The sequence below is a fragment of the Streptococcus infantis genome, from assembly GCF_964243025.1.
Taxonomy (GTDB): domain Bacteria; phylum Bacillota; class Bacilli; order Lactobacillales; family Streptococcaceae; genus Streptococcus; species Streptococcus infantis_N.
Window position 1 is genome coordinate 163,983 of sequence record NZ_CAXTDJ010000004.1, and the last position, 16,590, is coordinate 180,572.

Annotated in this window: 15 protein-coding genes; 2 read left to right on the forward strand and 13 right to left on the reverse strand. The window is 42.5% G+C overall.

Annotation, left to right across the window (positions count from 1 at the left end; translation table 11 throughout):
• Positions 1-20 precede the first annotated feature (20 nt).
• A complete protein-coding gene (locus ACESNQ_RS06080) occupies positions 21-641 on the forward strand; it encodes a TVP38/TMEM64 family protein (protein ID WP_368909913.1) in 621 nt (206 codons plus the stop codon).
• A 41-nt stretch (positions 642-682) separates the two neighbouring features.
• On the opposite strand, the gene ACESNQ_RS06085 is transcribed toward ACESNQ_RS06080, so the two are convergent.
• The 12 genes from ACESNQ_RS06085 to ACESNQ_RS06140 all read right to left on the reverse strand — a co-directional run bounded on the left by ACESNQ_RS06085 (position 683) and on the right by ACESNQ_RS06140 (position 14,135).
• The gene (locus ACESNQ_RS06085) at positions 683-1,837 is read right to left on the reverse strand and encodes an MFS transporter (protein WP_373075778.1); all 1,155 of its coding nucleotides are present in this window, start codon (positions 1,835-1,837) and stop codon (positions 683-685) included.
• Positions 1,838-2,016: 179 nt separating this feature from the next.
• Positions 2,017-2,943, reverse strand: coding sequence for a permease-like cell division protein FtsX (ftsX, locus tag ACESNQ_RS06090; protein ID WP_225750097.1), 927 nt, complete (start codon positions 2,941-2,943; stop codon positions 2,017-2,019).
• Entirely contained in the window at positions 2,936-3,628 is a 693-nt protein-coding gene (gene ftsE / locus ACESNQ_RS06095) for a cell division ATP-binding protein FtsE (protein ID WP_004251332.1), read from the reverse strand. The genes ftsX and ftsE overlap by 8 nt, the downstream gene beginning before the upstream one ends.
• A gap of 15 nt (positions 3,629-3,643) precedes the next feature.
• Positions 3,644-4,739 (reverse strand): peptide chain release factor 2 gene (gene prfB, locus ACESNQ_RS06100; RefSeq protein WP_115253954.1). Its coding sequence is split into 2 segments (ribosomal slippage): positions 3,644-4,666 and positions 4,668-4,739, totalling 1,095 coding nucleotides; the frame shifts between segments, so codons are not numbered across the junction.
• 179 nt (positions 4,740-4,918) lie between these two features.
• A complete protein-coding gene (locus ACESNQ_RS06105) occupies positions 4,919-6,178 on the reverse strand; it encodes a TRZ/ATZ family protein (RefSeq protein WP_373075779.1) in 1,260 nt (419 codons plus the stop codon).
• Positions 6,179-6,510: 332 nt separating this feature from the next.
• Positions 6,511-7,449: a peptide-methionine (R)-S-oxide reductase MsrB gene (gene msrB / locus ACESNQ_RS06110; protein ID WP_368909905.1), complete on the reverse strand. Its 939-nt coding sequence runs from the start codon at positions 7,447-7,449 to the stop codon at positions 6,511-6,513.
• 123 nt (positions 7,450-7,572) lie between these two features.
• Entirely contained in the window at positions 7,573-8,442 is an 870-nt protein-coding gene (gene thrB, locus ACESNQ_RS06115; protein WP_373075780.1) for a homoserine kinase, read from the reverse strand.
• A gap of 1 nt (position 8,443) precedes the next feature.
• The gene (locus ACESNQ_RS06120; protein ID WP_373075781.1) at positions 8,444-9,730 is read right to left on the reverse strand and encodes a homoserine dehydrogenase; all 1,287 of its coding nucleotides are present in this window, start codon (positions 9,728-9,730) and stop codon (positions 8,444-8,446) included.
• Between the two features lie 140 nt (positions 9,731-9,870).
• Positions 9,871-10,593 (reverse strand): peroxide stress protein YaaA, encoded by a 723-nt coding sequence (gene yaaA, locus ACESNQ_RS06125; protein ID WP_373075782.1) that lies wholly within the window; start codon positions 10,591-10,593, stop codon positions 9,871-9,873.
• A gap of 79 nt (positions 10,594-10,672) precedes the next feature.
• Positions 10,673-10,837: a DUF3953 domain-containing protein gene (locus ACESNQ_RS06130; protein ID WP_060956070.1), complete on the reverse strand. Its 165-nt coding sequence runs from the start codon at positions 10,835-10,837 to the stop codon at positions 10,673-10,675.
• Between the two features lie 98 nt (positions 10,838-10,935).
• Complete coding sequence (locus ACESNQ_RS06135; RefSeq protein WP_373075783.1) at positions 10,936-11,346, reverse strand: peptide deformylase; 411 nt, start codon at positions 11,344-11,346, stop codon at positions 10,936-10,938.
• Between the two features lie 104 nt (positions 11,347-11,450).
• Complete coding sequence (locus ACESNQ_RS06140; protein ID WP_373075784.1) at positions 11,451-14,135, reverse strand: cation-translocating P-type ATPase; 2,685 nt, start codon at positions 14,133-14,135, stop codon at positions 11,451-11,453.
• A 270-nt stretch (positions 14,136-14,405) separates the two neighbouring features.
• On the opposite strand from ACESNQ_RS06140, the gene ACESNQ_RS06145 reads away from it, so the two are divergent.
• Positions 14,406-15,596: a cation diffusion facilitator family transporter gene (locus ACESNQ_RS06145; protein WP_373075785.1), complete on the forward strand. Its 1,191-nt coding sequence runs from the start codon at positions 14,406-14,408 to the stop codon at positions 15,594-15,596.
• A gap of 42 nt (positions 15,597-15,638) precedes the next feature.
• Here ACESNQ_RS06145 and scrK read toward each other — a convergent pair whose 3' ends face one another.
• Complete coding sequence (gene scrK / locus ACESNQ_RS06150) at positions 15,639-16,526, reverse strand: fructokinase ScrK (protein ID WP_373075786.1); 888 nt, start codon at positions 16,524-16,526, stop codon at positions 15,639-15,641.
• Between the last annotated feature and the right edge of the window lie 64 nt (positions 16,527-16,590).

Below are 16,590 nucleotides of genomic sequence, written 5' to 3' on the forward strand. Positions count from 1 at the left end.
ACTACACAAGAGGAGTTTACATGTCACACGATAAAGAAATGAAAGCTGTTTCTCCCCTTCTACAGCAAGCAATCAATATTTCATCCATCATCGGTGGAGTTGGTACTTTAATATTCTGTATCTGGGCCTATCAAGCTGGTATCTTGCACTCCAAGGAAACCCTATCTGCCTTTATCCAACAGGCGGGTATCTGGGGGCCACCACTCTTTATTTTTTTACAGATTTTGCAGACAGTTGTTCCTATCATTCCAGGTGCTCTTACCTCCGTTGCAGGTGTCTTTATCTATGGGCATATCGTGGGGACTATTTATAACTACATCGGCATTGTCATTGGTTGTGCCATTATCTTTTACCTGGTGCGTCTCTACGGAGCACCCTTTGTCCAATCAGTCGTCAGCAAACGAACCTATGATAAGTATATCGGTTGGTTAGACAAGGGCAATCGCTTTGATCGATTCTTTATCTTTATGATGATTTGGCCAGTTAGTCCAGCTGACTTTCTCTGTATGTTGGCAGCTCTGACCAAGATGAGCTTCAAGCGTTATATGACTATTATCATCCTGACCAAACCCTTTACACTGGTCGTTTACACTTATGGCTTGACCTACATTATCGATTACTTTTGGCAAATGGTTGGCTGATAGACAAAAAACTCAAGGATGAATCCTTGAGTTTTTCTTTGTTAGGCTTCTTTTTTCAATAAAAGGGAAATAATGATTGATGTGCCAATCATCCATGCTCCTAGAATGATAAAGGTCATTCGACCATCTGTAGTCACCAAGCCAATCCCTGAAAGAACGAAGGGTGTTAATGATGCTCCAAAAGAACATCCCAATACAGCAAACGAGGTTGCTTTATTGAGGAGTTTTGCTGGGATTCGCTCAGATATCAACTGAAAGACTGTCGTCAGAGCGATGCTGTAGGCAAATCCTCCTAAAATAGAACCTGCAACGACAACCCAGAGTGATGGTGCTAAGGCAATGATGATTTGTCCGATTCCAAAGGTAACTCCTGCGACCAATAGAAGTTTTTCCTTGAAGGCCGAGATGAGGAATGAAAAGCTGATTCCTGCTAAAATACCGATCAACTGCATGGCACTAAGGACCAGACTAGACAACTGAGCATCTCCAAAACCTGCCTCAATCATGAGGCTAGGAATACGGAAAGTAATGGCAGTATTTGTACACACGACGACAGCAGCACCAATGGCAAGGAAGAAAATCAGCTGTAGCATGGAGCGAGTTAGTTTGGCTGCTTCTTCTGTCTGATGCTTGGACTCATGAGTTTCTGCTTTTCCATAAGGGACAAAGAGAAGGAAGAGTACGAGAACTACTAGACCTGCTGCATAGGCTAGGAAGGTTGCGGTCCAGCCAAAGGCTAAGAGCTGACCGACTGCCAGCGTCAAGATAGAGGCTCCTACTACCTCAGCTGAGCCACGAAAACCAAGCATCTGGATACGAGTTTTTCCGTGGTAACGTTCACTGATGATCGAGATGGCCTTGGCATTGAGCATTCCTACTCCAAGCCCAAATAGCAAGCGTGTCGCAAAGACAAAGTAATAACCCTGATACCAGAAAGGTGCTGTTCCGCTGATTGACAAGATTAAGAGTCCCAGAGTCAATTGGAGACGTTCAGGGAAAATACGCTCAAGAACACCATTCAATAAAAGCATAGCCATAATTCCAAATGATGGAAGGCTGACCAAGAGCTCGACCTGACCAGTCGAATAGCCCTGATAATAGTCAAACATGGCAGGTAGGGCACTAGAAATTGAAAACGATGTGATCAGTACTAACGATAGGGAGAGTATGCTCACTTTTTCCAAAAATTGTTTCATCTTTTCCTCATTCATTGTTCATTTTTCATATTAGTAAAAAGGTCCTTTCCTATCATACACTCTTTACCCAAAATTGGCAAGCGACTGAGCACCAAGACCAAAAGAAAAAGCGGGGCATCAAGCTCTGTGAAGTCTTGATGACATCCCACTTTTTTATGTGTTTTATCCAGTAATGTGACTTAGATTTTCAAGAATCGACGCATTGAGATTCCTGAACCAAGTGAACCGATACAGATTCCGATGAGGAACAAGAGACCGATCATCATTGGAATAAAGGTATTCGGTGTAATCAAGGATAGGTTTTGACCAACCAAGGATGGGTTGACAGATTGGAACACTCGGTTATAGATAAAGTAAACCAATGCTGATGGAAGAGCTGCTCCCAACAATCCGATAAAGGCACCTTCTAGCAAGAATGGGCCACGGATATAACCGTTCTTGGCACCAACCAAACGCATGATTTGGATTTCACGGCTACGTGAAATGATAGTAATACGGATGGTATTTGAAATCAAGAAGACTGCGATGAAGATCAAGAGTCCTGCGATGACCAATCCCCATACACGAATGAAGGAAGCCAACTTGAAGAGACGTTCGGTATTGGCACCACCGTCTTGAACTTCAGAGACACCTTCAATTTTCTTAGCTTCTTCAGCTACAGGTTTTACATCACTTGGTGAATTGGTATCTACGATGTAGGCATCATGAAGAGGGTTTGCATCTCCTTCAAATACCTTCCACTCGTCACCCATAGTTTCAGTTAGCTTTTGGTACTGCTCTTCTTTACTTGAGAAGGTTACATTTTTTACAGCTGGTAGAGCTTTAAGGGCGTTGTAGACCTTGTGGTAGTCATTGTTCGTGACTGTTTGGCCTTCTTTTACAATGGTTTCACTGTTGTCTTCAACGTCTTTACGAACATAAACCATGACGCGGACATTGTTTTCAATATCAGTTGCTAATTTCGCAGTATTGAAGATAACTGAAGCAAAGATAGCAACCAAGGTCAAGGTAATCATTACTGAACTGACAGCAGCAATGGTCATCCATCCATTACGCTTTAAACTTTTTAAAGCTTCGAACAGATGGCGGAAAAATCTACTAATCATCGTATCCGTACTCTCCTTTCGCTTCATCACGTACCACGCGACCATTCTCGATGGCAATAACGCGGTGGCGCAAGGTATTTACGATTTGGCTGTTGTGGGTCGCCATCAAAACAGTTGTCCCTTGAAGATTGATACGTTCCAAGAGGTTCATGATTTCCCATGAGTTATCTGGGTCCAAGTTTCCTGTTGGTTCGTCGGCAATCAAAACCTTAGGATTGTTTACGATAGCACGCGCAATGGCGATACGTTGTTGCTCACCACCTGAAAGTTCATTCGGGAATGAACGAACCTTGTGCTTCAAACCGACAAGGTCCAAGACTTCCATAACACGTTTTTTGATGTTACGACGACTTTCACCAACAACCTCCATGGCGTAAGCAATGTTCTCATAAACGGTTTTCTTTGGCAAAAGTTTGTAATCCTGAAAGACTACTCCAACGTTTCTACGCAAGAACGGAATATCTTTCTTTTTAATCTTAACGAGGTTATAACCTGCAACTTGCAAGCTTCCTTTGTCGATTTTGACCTCACGATACAAGGCACGGATAAAAGTTGATTTACCAGCACCTGAAGGTCCTACGATGTAGGCAAATTCTCCTGCATCGATATTTACAGTGATGCCACGTAGGGCTGTTGTCCCGTTGTCGTATTTTTTGACAACATCTCTCATTTCAATGATTGACATGTGACTTCCTTTCTTTTAACTGATACGCCATTTCAGATAAGCATCGATGAAACCATCTAGGTCTCCATCCATTACCTTATCTACTTGCGCTACTTCAAAGTTTGTACGATGGTCTTTTACCATTGTATAAGGCGTAAATACATAGGAGCGGATTTGGCTTCCCCATGTAATTTCCTTTTTCTCACCCTTGAGCGAGTCTACCTCAGCAGCTTTCTTTTCCTGCTCCATCTGGTAGAGTTTTGCCTGAAGCATCTTCATAGCACGGTCACGGTTTCCGTACTGAGTACGGTCGACGGTTGATGCTACGACGATTCCTGTCGGAATGTGAGTCAAGCGGACACCTGTTGAAACCTTGTTGACGTTTTGTCCACCTGCTCCACCTGAACGGAAGGTATCCATCTTGATATCATCCTCACGGATGTCAACTTCGATGGTATCATCCAACTCTGGCATAACTTCTACAGAAGTAAATGAGGTGTGGCGACGTTTAGCAGAGTCAAATGGTGAGATACGGACCAAACGGTGAACTCCCATCTCTGACTTGAGAAGACCATAAGCATTTGGTCCTTCAAAAGACAAGGTTACTGACTTGATTCCTGCCTCATCACCTGCTTGGTAGTCTAAGACCTCAACCTTGAAGCCTTTGGCATTTCCATAGCGAGTATACATACGAAGGAGCATATCGCCCCAGTCTTGAGCCTCTGTCCCCCCAGAACCTGGATGGATTTCAAGGATGGCATTGTTGTGATCGTAGGGTTCTGACAAGAGAAGGGTCATTTCGTAGCTAGTCATCATCTGATCTAACTCAGAGAGTTTCTCAACCAGCTCATCCTTAACGGATTCATCCTCTGCCAAAAAGTCCAGTAAAATCTCAACTTCATCCTGCAACTCATCCATCTTGTGGAAGGTATTATAGGTATTTTTGAGTTCGTTTAATTCTTGCGACGTTTTTTGGGCCGCAATATTATCGTTCCAAAAATCAGGTTCTGTCATTTTGTTTTCCAAAATGGCAATTTCTTCCTCTAAACCTTCGAGGTCAAAGAGACCCCCTGAAAGAAGCTAATTTTTCACGATTTGCGTCAATTTTTTGACGAATTTCTGAAATGTCCATACATACTCCTTTTTTTGCATCTTATTATTATACCACAATTTTTTTTTTTTATCTAATAGGTGTTTCTCTAATTTAGTATCAATATATTTCTGCAAGAGGTCTACTGACCTTATTTCTAGCAAAATTTTAAAAACCTCACAAGAAATTTTCTATGAGATTTCGTAAATTTATACTACTTTTTACAAGTTAACAGTCAACACTTGACCGTCTTTTACGACTTGCTCACCAGCTATATAGACATCATTAACATCACTAGATTTGACGGCATAAACGAGGTGAGATAGCATGTTTTCTTGAGGTTGGAGGTGGATTTTCCCTTGAGGTTGGATGACTAGGAAATCAGCTTGCTTGCCGACTTCTAGACTACCAATCTCATCTTCCATTCCTAACACCTTAGCACCCTCGATTGTCAAGGCCTTGAGGGCAGTTTCGATTGGAAATTGGCTAGCATCACCACTCTTCATCTTCTGTAAGAGTGCTGCAGTCCGTCCTTCCTCAAACATATCCAGGTTATTGTTAGAAGCAACTGAATCCGTCGCAATACCAACTGCTACTCCTGCCTGTTGAAGTTGAACGACTGGTGCAATCCCTGATGCTAATTTGAGGTTGCTGATAGGATTGTGGGCTATAGCTACTTGTGAATCTGCCAGGCGCTCAATTTCTCCTTCATGTAACTCCACACCATGGGCAAAGACAGCTTTATGGTCTAAATAGCCAAGATCATCTAGAAAGGCTAATGGGCGTTTGCCATAACGTTTCAGGATAATGCCTGACTCCTCCTGTGTTTCTGCAACATGGATATGAAGAGGAATGTTTTCTTCTTTTGCTAGCTCAAGACTTGCCTCCAGCAAATCTCGACTACAACTGTAGGGCGAATGAGGAGCCACCATCACCTTGAAATTTGGGTCTTGGTAGCCTTTGATTGTCTCAATTATAGCTCGAGTTCTAGCGATAGTCTCCTTCGTAGTCTCAGCTTCTGAAGAAAAAAGGGTTGGAGAAAAATAGCAACGCATCTTGGATGCCTTGACTGCCACATAAATCTCAACTATATCCACTCCATTAGGATTGTACATGTCGTTGAAGGTTGTTGTTCCAGACTGGATCATTTCTGTCAGCGCCTCTTTGACAGCCTTTGTAGTCATCTCTGGTGTGAATTCTGCTTCTGCTGGCCAGATATAGTCCTCTAGCCATTCGTGGAGATTGCTATCATCACGAATACCTCTCAAGCCTGTCATGGCAGAATGAGTATGGCAGTTAACCAAGCCAGGCATAATCCAGGCACCCTGATAGTCTATGATTTGATCTGCTTGTTTAAGAATCTCTTGATTTTCCTGACCGACATAGACGATTTGGGATTCTTTAATAGCCAAAATCCCATCTAGATAGACATGGAAATTTTGGTCACAAGTCACGATATTTACATGCTGAAAGACTTTCATCACTAGGCTCCTTTTCTATATAAGTATTCATACTGGATAATTTTTCTAGCTATTGTAACAAAAAAGTCACCCGAAGGCAACTTTTCTTGTTGTTTATGGGGTTTAAAGTAAGAAAGTAAGTATTTCATGTGTCCCGTCTATTTCAACATGAAGAGAGTGTGACAAAAGCCCTAGCCTCTCAATTGTCTTTGGATTGTCGAGAAAGACGCAGTGGTTGAGTGGGCTCTACTACGCTGATTTCATCAGCTTTTACAGCCCTACTCAACTGTGCGGAGGTGGGACGACGAAATCGAATTCTAACGAATTAACGATTTCTGTCCCACTCTCTCTTTTTACTTGTTCAAATATGGAAGCAGGTAGCCATAGCCGGCTTCCTCCATTTCACCCTTAGCGATAAATCGTAAGGATGCAGAATTGATACAATAGCGTAAACCACCTAGTTCCTGAGGTCCATCTGTAAAGACATGTCCCAAGTGAGCATTTCCTGAACGTGAACGGACTTCGATTCGCTCCATACCGTGGCTTAGGTCTTGATAGTAATGGATAAGTTCTTTCGAAATTGGTCGGCTAAAACTTGGCCAACCACAGCCTGAGGCAAACTTATCCTTAGCAAAGAAGAGAGGCTCACCAGTCGTGATATCGACATAAATTCCTTCCTCAAAAGTTTGGTCATAAGCATTGCTAAAAGGAGCTTCCGTCGCAGCCTCTTGGGTAACTCGGTAGGACTCTTCTGATAAACTTTCTCGTAAAACTGCCTGACTCGGTTTTTCATAGTTGGCGGCATCTATCAGTGGTTTCTCAGCATCCCTCACATCGATATGGCAATAGCCTCCAGGATTTTTCTTGAGGTAGTCTTGGTGATAGTCTTCAGCCAAGATGTAGTGACGTAGTTTCTCCACTTCCACTGCAATTTTACGACCGATGAGGAGTTCTTGTTCACGAACCACTGTATTGATAGTCGGTAAATCCTCTTCATCTTTGTAATAAATCCCTGTGCGGTATTGACGACCACGGTCATTCCCTTGTTGGTTGACAGAAAGGGGATCGATAACTCGGAAATAATAGAGTAAAATCTCACGGAGCGAGACCACCTTTTCGTCGTAGACGACTTGCACAGTCTCTGCGTGATCTGTTTCTTTGATTAATTGATAATTGGTAGTTTCAACTTGACCATTGGCATAACCAACACTGGTTTGCAGCACTCCAGAAATACGTGAAAAGTATTCTTCCAAGCCCCAAAAACAACCGCCTGCTAGATATATTTCTGCCATTTCAAATCCTCCTTGACCGTCTGTCGGACGCTAAACACGGGAATCATTTCATATCCCATGTTTCATTTTCAAAAAAAGGACAGGAAGCCTCTAATAGAGAGTTTCCCCATCCCATTGTTCTGTTTATTTTGCTTCGACGCGAACGCCTTCTGTATCTACTTGCAACTCATGAAGTTTGCCTTTGAACGGTTGCTTTTCAAGCTCAGCCTTAATCTTAGGCATCTTATCAGGCTCAGCCAAGACCATAACAGTTGGGCCAGCACCAGACAAGTAGGTCGCATAAGCACCATTTCTCTTAGCAACTTTCTTGATCGTCGCAAATTCTCTCACCAGTTCTTGACGGTAACGCTCATGGAAAAGGTCACTCTCAATAGCCTGGCCTGCTTTGACCATATCTCCAGTCAGTAGGGCTGCAATAGCCACATTGGCGATAGAACTTGCAGCAACGGCTTCCTTGTAAGAGAGTTTCTTAGGCAAGACACCACGACTATCGCGAGTTCGCAATTCATAGTTTGGAATATAAGCTAGGAAGGCACACTCTGGGAAAGGCGCCACAACAGCTGAAACCTGACCTTCTACCGAACTGGCAATGACGAGGTTTCCATAGATAGCAGGTGCAACATTATCAGGATGCCCTTCGATTTTAGTTGCCAATTGTAATTTTTCATGTTTGCTTAGTTTCAAGTTTCCGAGTTGATTTGCCAGTTCAATCCCAGCAACGATGACCGAGCTCGATGAACCTAGTCCACGCGCAAGCGGAATATCACTGACCATCTTCAGACGTCTAGGTTGGAGGTCTGGAACAATTTGTAGAGCAATCTTCAGCAAAAGATTACGTTCATCACGTGGAATCCATTTGCCTAATTGGTGCTCAATCATCCATTCTTCACGTTCCTCACAAACCTGAATTTCTAGATACTTAGTTACAGCTACACCAACCGAGTCAAAGCCAGGACCCACATTGGCACTTGTAGCAGGTACAATAATCTTCATCTTAGTCTCCTAAAACCTTGAAGGTGTTGAGAAGTTCAAACTCGGCTACACCCTTCAAAGCTGCTGTAATATTTTCAAGTTGCGCCTTGTTGATTTTATGAGTGATGATGACAACACGAGCCTTGCCTTCTTGCTTACCATCTTGAAGGATTTGCTTGAAGGAGATATCTTCTGCATTAAAGAGCTCAGCCAATTTCAAGACTTGACCTTTTGAATCTGGAGCCAAGATTGAGAAATAGTAGTTAGCTTTGACATCTTCTGGCTTAGCCAAGACTACTGGACGGCTGTATTCATTAAAGGCTTTTCCAATTGTTCCATCATTCAGACGACGAACGATGCGGGCAATATCAGCCACAACACTTGTTGCAGTTGGTTTTTGACCAGCACCTGGTCCATAGTACATAGACTCCCCGATACCGATAGACTCTACAAAGACTGCATTCATAACACCATTAACACTCGCAAGTGGATGTTCTTTAGGAAGGAAGGTTGGCGTAACCTCAGCAGCAATACCAGATGCCGTTTCTTCAACAGAACCAACCAATTTGACTACGTAACCAAGTTCTTGAGCTACTGCTACATCTTCTGGAGTAATGTTGCGAATTCCTTGGTGGCCTACATCTTCAAACTTGACATTCATCCCAAAGGCGAACTGACTGAGGATGACCATCTTGTAAGCCGCATCAATCCCGTCAACGTCATTGGTAGGGTCGCTTTCAGCAAAGCCAAGTCGTTGAGCTTCTGCCAAAGCATCTTCATAAGACCAACCTTCTGTTACCATTTTGGTCATCATGAAGTTAGATGTTCCGTTGACAACACCAAGAACACGTGTGATTTTGTCTGATGCTAGTGAGTTGACCAAGGTACGAAGGATTGGGATTCCTCCTGCAACAGCTGCTTCATAGTATAGGGCAACATTGTGAGTTTTGGCAATCTCAAGCAATTCTGCACCATGAACAGCCAAAAGGTCCTTGTTAGCTGTCACGACGTGTTTCCCTGCTTCTAAAGCACGAGTGATAAAGGTTTTAGCAGGTTCGATACGCCCCATCAACTCAACAACAATCGTGATGTCTTTGTCTGACAAGATTTCATCGATGTTTGTTACAAAATTAAAATCATTTCCTGCTTCAAGCAAGCGGGCTTTCTCTTGATCGTCTTTGACCAAAACTTTAGCTACTTCAATTTCTGACTGGGCTGCTTGAACAATTTTTTCTCTATTTTTCTTTAGCAAGAATGGTACGCCACTGGCTACTGTACCAAATCCAAGTAAAGCAATCTTAACTGACATGTTTGTCTCCTCGAAATTTTCTAATAGTCCTATTATACCAAAATTGTGAGAAAATTCCTACCATTCTAAATAAAAAATAGCAAGGCCAAATCATAAAAAGCTTGCTCCTATAAAGATAGGGAGCAAGCTCTTCTTTCATTCTATTTTACAAAGGCCAATTCCTTATCACTAGACAAGTCTTCTCGATAATTGAAACCTGCAAAGCTGAGCTTTTTAATCTCTTCAACCGAGGTTACCTGATTTTCCATCAAGGCTGTTAAGAAAGCCCCTCTAGCTTTTTTAGAAATGGTTGAGTGGATTTTTAGTTTTCCATCTCTTTCTTCCATGAACTTGAAGGTCACCATTTTCTCACGGATTTCTTTAGGAAAGACAGTTTCAAACTCTGAAGACAAGAGTGAAAAGATTAACTTCTGGTCTTTCATTGACTCTTCATAGGCTGCCTTCCAATGACTTTTCAGACTTTTCCCAACGACTTTGAGCTTCATCAAAAAGTCCAGTCTGTGAGGTGCAATCGGCGCAAAGGCTGGGATCACACCATAGAGAGCTGACGTTATCATGAGATGTTTCTCGAGATAGGTTTGCTCCTCCTTGGTGAGATCGTCCCGTTTGATGTTGCGATACATGAGTCCATCAAAGAGGTGCAAGGCTGGATAGTTTGTCGCAGTTTCATTTTTCAAGGCCTGGATATGGTCATACTCCTCTTGCGCTTTTTCGGCAGATATTTTGTAAAAACTCTCCAGCTCTTGGGCAGAATATCTGGCCAATTCATCCAGCACTGCCTGACTTTCAGGACGCAATGGTTTAGCCTCTAATCTAGGAATTTCGGTGTTCATTTCTTTTGCAGTTGGGATTAGAATTTTCATAATGTTAGTGTAGCATATTTTTTTAGGACTACCAAGGATTTGCACCTAAAAACCTCGGTGAATACCGAGGCTTCTTTCCTTATTTTGGCAATCCTAACCAGATTGCAAAGAGAACTAGTGCTGTCCCAAGGCAGCTTGTCAAAATAGATGACAGAGTAACCTTTTTCTCCTTTAGGTGAGAAAATCCTATCTTCAAAGCGAAAAGACCAAGTAACATCGAACCAATCATCAGATAAAATCCCATTTGACTGTCCTCCATTTATTATTCTTTCATTTATTATCACAAATTTCAAACAAGAGTGCAAGAAAAACGAGGCTTTACTTAATTTGAAGGATTTGAGCCTAAATAATACGACCTTCTAAATGATCCAGTTCATGCTGACAAATCTGCGCTGGAAATCCTGTCAGGGTAATGGTTTGCTCTTGCCAATGGATGTCTCTGTAGCTTACTGTAATCTTCTCATACCTAGTTGTCGGTCTTACACCTGTCAAAGACAAACAACCTTCCTCTGTCTCGTATGCCCCTTCAAAAGATTGGAGAACTGGATTAAACATAACCATGGGAATCATTCCGATATTAAAAATGATGACGCGTTTTTGTACCCCAATCATATTGGCCGCTAGTCCAACACAGGTTTCTCGGTTAGCCTGTAGGGTATCCTGCAAATCCTTTACTAGGGGTAAATCTTCCTGACTAGCAGGCTGGGATACCTGCGACAAAAACAAGATATCTTTGACAATTTTCTTTTCCAACTACTATTCCTCCATCTTTTTCTCAACTTGATTATAGCATAAAATCTATCTCTGTTTACCATATATAAAAGCAAAAAAGCCATCCAAAGATGACTTTTCAATGTTTAAATAGCGTTTTTATCTTTTCCAAGTGCTCGTTGAACTGCTTTGACAATTTCAACAAGGACTACAATCATAAGTGCTCCTACAGCGACCACCATCCATTGAGTCAAGCTCAAGTTTGAAACGTGGAAGAGATTATTAAATCCAGGAACCAAAATTGTCACCACAAAGAGGACGAAGGCAACTGGGATAGACCAGTTAAAGGTCTTGTTGGTAAAGAGTCCCACTTTAAAGATTGATTGGTAAACTGACTTAACGTTAAAGGCATGGAGCAATTGGATCAAACCGAGAGTTGCAAAAGCCATGGTAAGGGCATCCGCATGGATTTCAGTATGACCTTGGTGCTCTGGGAAGAGAAGAGCCCAACCATAAACACCCAAAACTAGCATGGTTTGGAAGATCCCTTGATAAATGATTGCTCCGAAGACACCACCATCAAAGAAGTTAGACTTACGCCCACGAGGTTTGTGGGTCATAACGCCTGGCTCAGCTGGTTCCACACCAAGGGCGATGGCTGGTAGCGTATCTGTTACCAGGTTAATCCAGAGAAGATGCACTGGTTGAAGCACATCCCAACCTAACAATGTTGCAAAGAAGATGGTGAAAACTTCAGCCATATTAGCAGACAAGAGGTATTGGATGGATTTTTGGATATTTGAGAAGACCTTACGTCCTTCTTCTACCGCTACGATAATGGTTGCAAAGTTATCATCAGCAAGGACCATATCAGAAGCTCCTTTAGAGACTTCTGTACCAGTAATCCCCATACCGATACCGATGTCAGCTGTCTTAAGTGAAGGCGCATCGTTAACTCCATCACCTGTCATGGCAACAACTTTACCTTCATTTTGCCATGCTTTCACGATACGAACCTTGTGCTCAGGTGATACACGTGCGTATACAGAGTATTGCTTGAAGACTTTTTGGAATTCTTCATCAGTGAGTTCATTCAATTCAGCACCAGTGAAGACATGGTCTTCTGTATCATTTGGATCGATGATACCGAGACGTTTAGCAATAGCTTCAGCCGTATCTTGGTGGTCACCTGTGATCATGATTGGACGGATACCTGCTTCTTTAGCGACACGTACAGCTTCTGCAGCTTCTGGGCGCTCAGGGTCAATCATTCCGATCAAACCAGAGAAGATGAGGTCAGACTCAACAATTTCAGATTCCAAGGTTGGGATTTCGTTGCTTGTCTTATAAGCCATCATCAAGACACGAAGGGCTTGTTTAGCCAAGTCTTTGTTGGTAGCAAGGATAGCTTGTTTATCTTCTTCTGTGATTGGGCGAACTTCCCCATTGACTTCAATACGAGTCACGCGCTTGAGCAGTTGGTCAGGCGCACCCTTGACAGCGATAAAGTAAGAACCGTCTGCTTCCTTATGAATGGTAGACATGAGTTTACGGTCTGAGTCAAATGGCAATTCAGCTACACGTGGCTCATCCTTCAAGACTTCACGAACATCAAAGTTGTGGTCCAAACCAAACTGTACAAGAGCTGTCTCCGTTGGATCCCCGATCAGCTTGCCAGATGGGTCCACCTTGGTGTCATTGGCAAAGTTCATGATACGTAGCGTATTGTTGTTAGTAGCAATTTCAGATGCCGAGCTTTGCAATTGACCGTTGGTATAAACTTTTTCAACCGTCATTTGGTTCATGGTCAAAGTACCTGTTTTATCAGATGCAATGATTTCTGTTGAACCAAGCGTTTCAACCGCTGGCAATTTACGGACAATCGAATTACGTTTTGCAAGGGTTGTTGTTCCCAATGATAGAACGATGGTTACAATGGCAGGGAGACCTTCTGGAATCGCAGCAACCGCAAGAGCAACCGCCACCATCAAGCCTTCTAATGGATGTTCACCACGAACAAAGACACCAACCAAGAAGGTAATAACTGCAATCACAATAATCAAGTAAGTCAAGGCCTTAGATAATTGTTCCAAACTTTGCTTCAACGGTGTTTCTGTTTCGTCTGCATTGGCCAACATGTCCGCAATCTTACCAACTTCTGTATACATACCAGTATTGGTTACGACACCGATACCACGACCGTAAGTTACGTTTGAGTTTTGGTAACCCATGTTAACACGATCCCCGATACCAGCATCTGCTTCAACAAGTCCTGTCACATCTTTTTCAACTGGGACAGACTCACCAGTAAGAGCAGCTTCTTCGATTTTAAGAGACGCCGCTTCAAGCAAACGCATATCGGCAGGCACCACATCTCCAGCTTCTAGCAAGACGATGTCCCCAGGGACCAATTCTTTTGAGTCAATCTCAATAACATGACCATCACGACGAACACGAGCCATCGGGCTAGACATATTTTTCAGAGCTTCAATGGCTGCTTCTGCTTGCCCTTCCTGGTAAACCCCAAAGGCAGCATTCAAGACTACAACAGCCAAGATGATAATGGCATCCGTTAGACCGTCCATTCCTTCTGTAATCACAGAAAGTGCCGCTGCCGCAAGCAAGATGATAATCATCAAATCCTTAAATTGATCAAGGAATTTAGCTAGTAGGCTACGTTTCTCACCCTCTTCCAACTCATTACGACCATAAGTCGCTAAGCGTTCTTGAGCTTGAGCAGTTGACAAACCTTCGATAGATGAGTCCAAGTTCTTTAGGACTTCTTCTGAGGCTTGTGTGTAAAACAAGTCTTTATTTTGTTCTTTTGACAAAACAGTCTCCTCCTTTTTGGCCTCTTTTTACAAAAAAAGAGACCTGTTTTTTAAAAAAACAAGTCTCGCTGTTTAATATAGTGCCGGAAATAATTCGTAATGACGACACTATCGCGGTTTCCCGCCAGCTACTCCCTTGAGTAGTTCTATTATATCAGAATTTCAAAAGTTTTCAAGTTTTGAGGTGTATTTAACTTACTTCCCACATTTGAATTTTCCTTGAAAAACCAGTATAATGAAAGAATACTAAAATGCTAGAAAGGGAGTTAGATGAATCAATCGGTTTCAAACTTAAAATTGGCTGAGCGTGGTGCCATTATCAGCATTTTGACCTATCTATTCTTGTCTGCAGCTAAGCTAGCGACCGGACACCTCCTCCATTCATCCAGTTTGGTGGCAGATGGTTTTAATAACGTTTCAGATATTGTTGGAAACGTGGCCCTTCTAATTGGGATTCGTTTGGCTCGCCAACCGGCAGATAGAGATCATCGCTTCGGCCACTGGAAAATAGAGGATTTGGCAAGTCTCATCACTTCCATCATCATGTTTTACGTTGGCTTTGATGTTCTACGGGACACCATTCAAAAGATACTCAGCCGAGAACAAACGGTTATTGACCCACTTGGGGCGACTCTAGGAGTCATCTCTGCTATCATCATGTTTGCCGTTTATCTCTACAATACCCATCTGAGTAAGCAAGCTAAATCAAAGGCCCTCAAGGCTGCCGCTAAGGACAATCTGTCAGATGCCGTAACATCTCTTGGAACTTCTATTGCTATCCTGGCTAGTAGCTTCAACTATCCAATCGTGGATAAGTTGGTCGCTATTATCATTACCTTCTTTATTCTTAAAACTGCTTATGATATCTTCATTGAGTCATCCTTCAGCCTTTCTGATGGTTTTGATGAGCACTTGCTAGAAGATTATCAAAAGGCTATCATGGAAATTCCTAAGATTAGCAAGGTCAAATCTCAAAGGGGTCGTACCTACGGAAGCAATATTTATCTGGACATCACTCTGGAAATGAACCCTGATTTGTCTGTTTTTGAAAGTCACGAAATTGCGGATCAGGTCGAATCCATGTTATCAGAACGCTTTGGTGTCTTTGATACAGACATTCATATCGAACCAGCACCAATCCCTGAGGATGAAATTCTAGATAATGTCTATAAAAAATTGCTCATGAGAGAGCAACTAATCGACCAAGGAAATCAACTGGAAGAGTTACTTGCAGAAGACTTCGTTTATATCCGCCAGGACGGACAAGAACTGGACAAGAATGCCTATAAGGCTGAAAAAGAATTAACCTCTGCTATCAAGGAGCTTCAGTTAACCTCTATCAGCCAAAAAACAAAACTCATCCGATACCAAGTCGGTGATACCATTCATACCAGCATCTGGCGCCGCCACGAAACTTGGCAAAATATTTTCCATCAGGAAACAAAAATAGAAAAAGACTAAAGCAAAACTCCCAACTTTCTCAGTTGGGAGTTTTTTATATTCTTATTTTGCAACGCTCTTAGCAAGAACGAAGTTTCCTAGTGTAGCTGAACCATTGCCAGCAACAGCTGGAGTCACGATATAGTCACGTACATCTGGAACTGGTAGGTAGCCATTGAGTAGGGCTGTGAATTTCTCACGTACACGGTCAAGCATATGTTGTTGAGCCATAACCCCACCACCAAAGACGATGACATCTGGACGGAAAGTTACAGTCGCATTCACTGCGGCTTGAGCAATGTAGTAGGCTTGAACATCCCAAACAGAGTTGTTGAGTTCAATGTTTTCCCCACGAACACCTGTACGAGCTTCCAAACTTGGACCAGCTGCATAACCTTCCAAACATCCATTATGGAAAGGACAAACACCATTAAATTCTTTTTCAATATCCATTGGGTGTCTAGCCACATAATAGTGACCCATCTCAGGGTGACCAACACCGCCAATAAACTCGCCACGTTGGATAACACCTGCACCGATACCTGTACCGATAGTGTAATAAACCAAGTTTTCGATACGACCGCCGGCATTATTACGAGCAACCACTTCACCGTATGCAGAACTATTTACGTCTGTTGTGAAATTCATAGGCACGTTTAGAGCGCGACGAAGGGCACCAAGCAAGTCGACATTTGCCCAGTTAGGTTTTGGAGTTGTTGTGATAAATCCGTAAGTTTTTGAGTTTTTATCGATATCGATTGGACCAAATGAACCAATGGCAAGTCCTGCAAGATTATCGAATTTTGAGAAGAACTCGATGGTTTTATCGATTGTTTCAATAGGTGTTGTTGTAGGAAATTGTACTTTTTCTACAACGTTATAGTTTTCATCTCCGACAGCACAGACAAATTTTGTACCGCCCGCTTCCAAGCTTCCGTATAGTTTTGTCATGATTAACCTCTTGTATTTATTTTCTTTATTATAGCATATTTCCATACTGAAAATTGCTCAATAT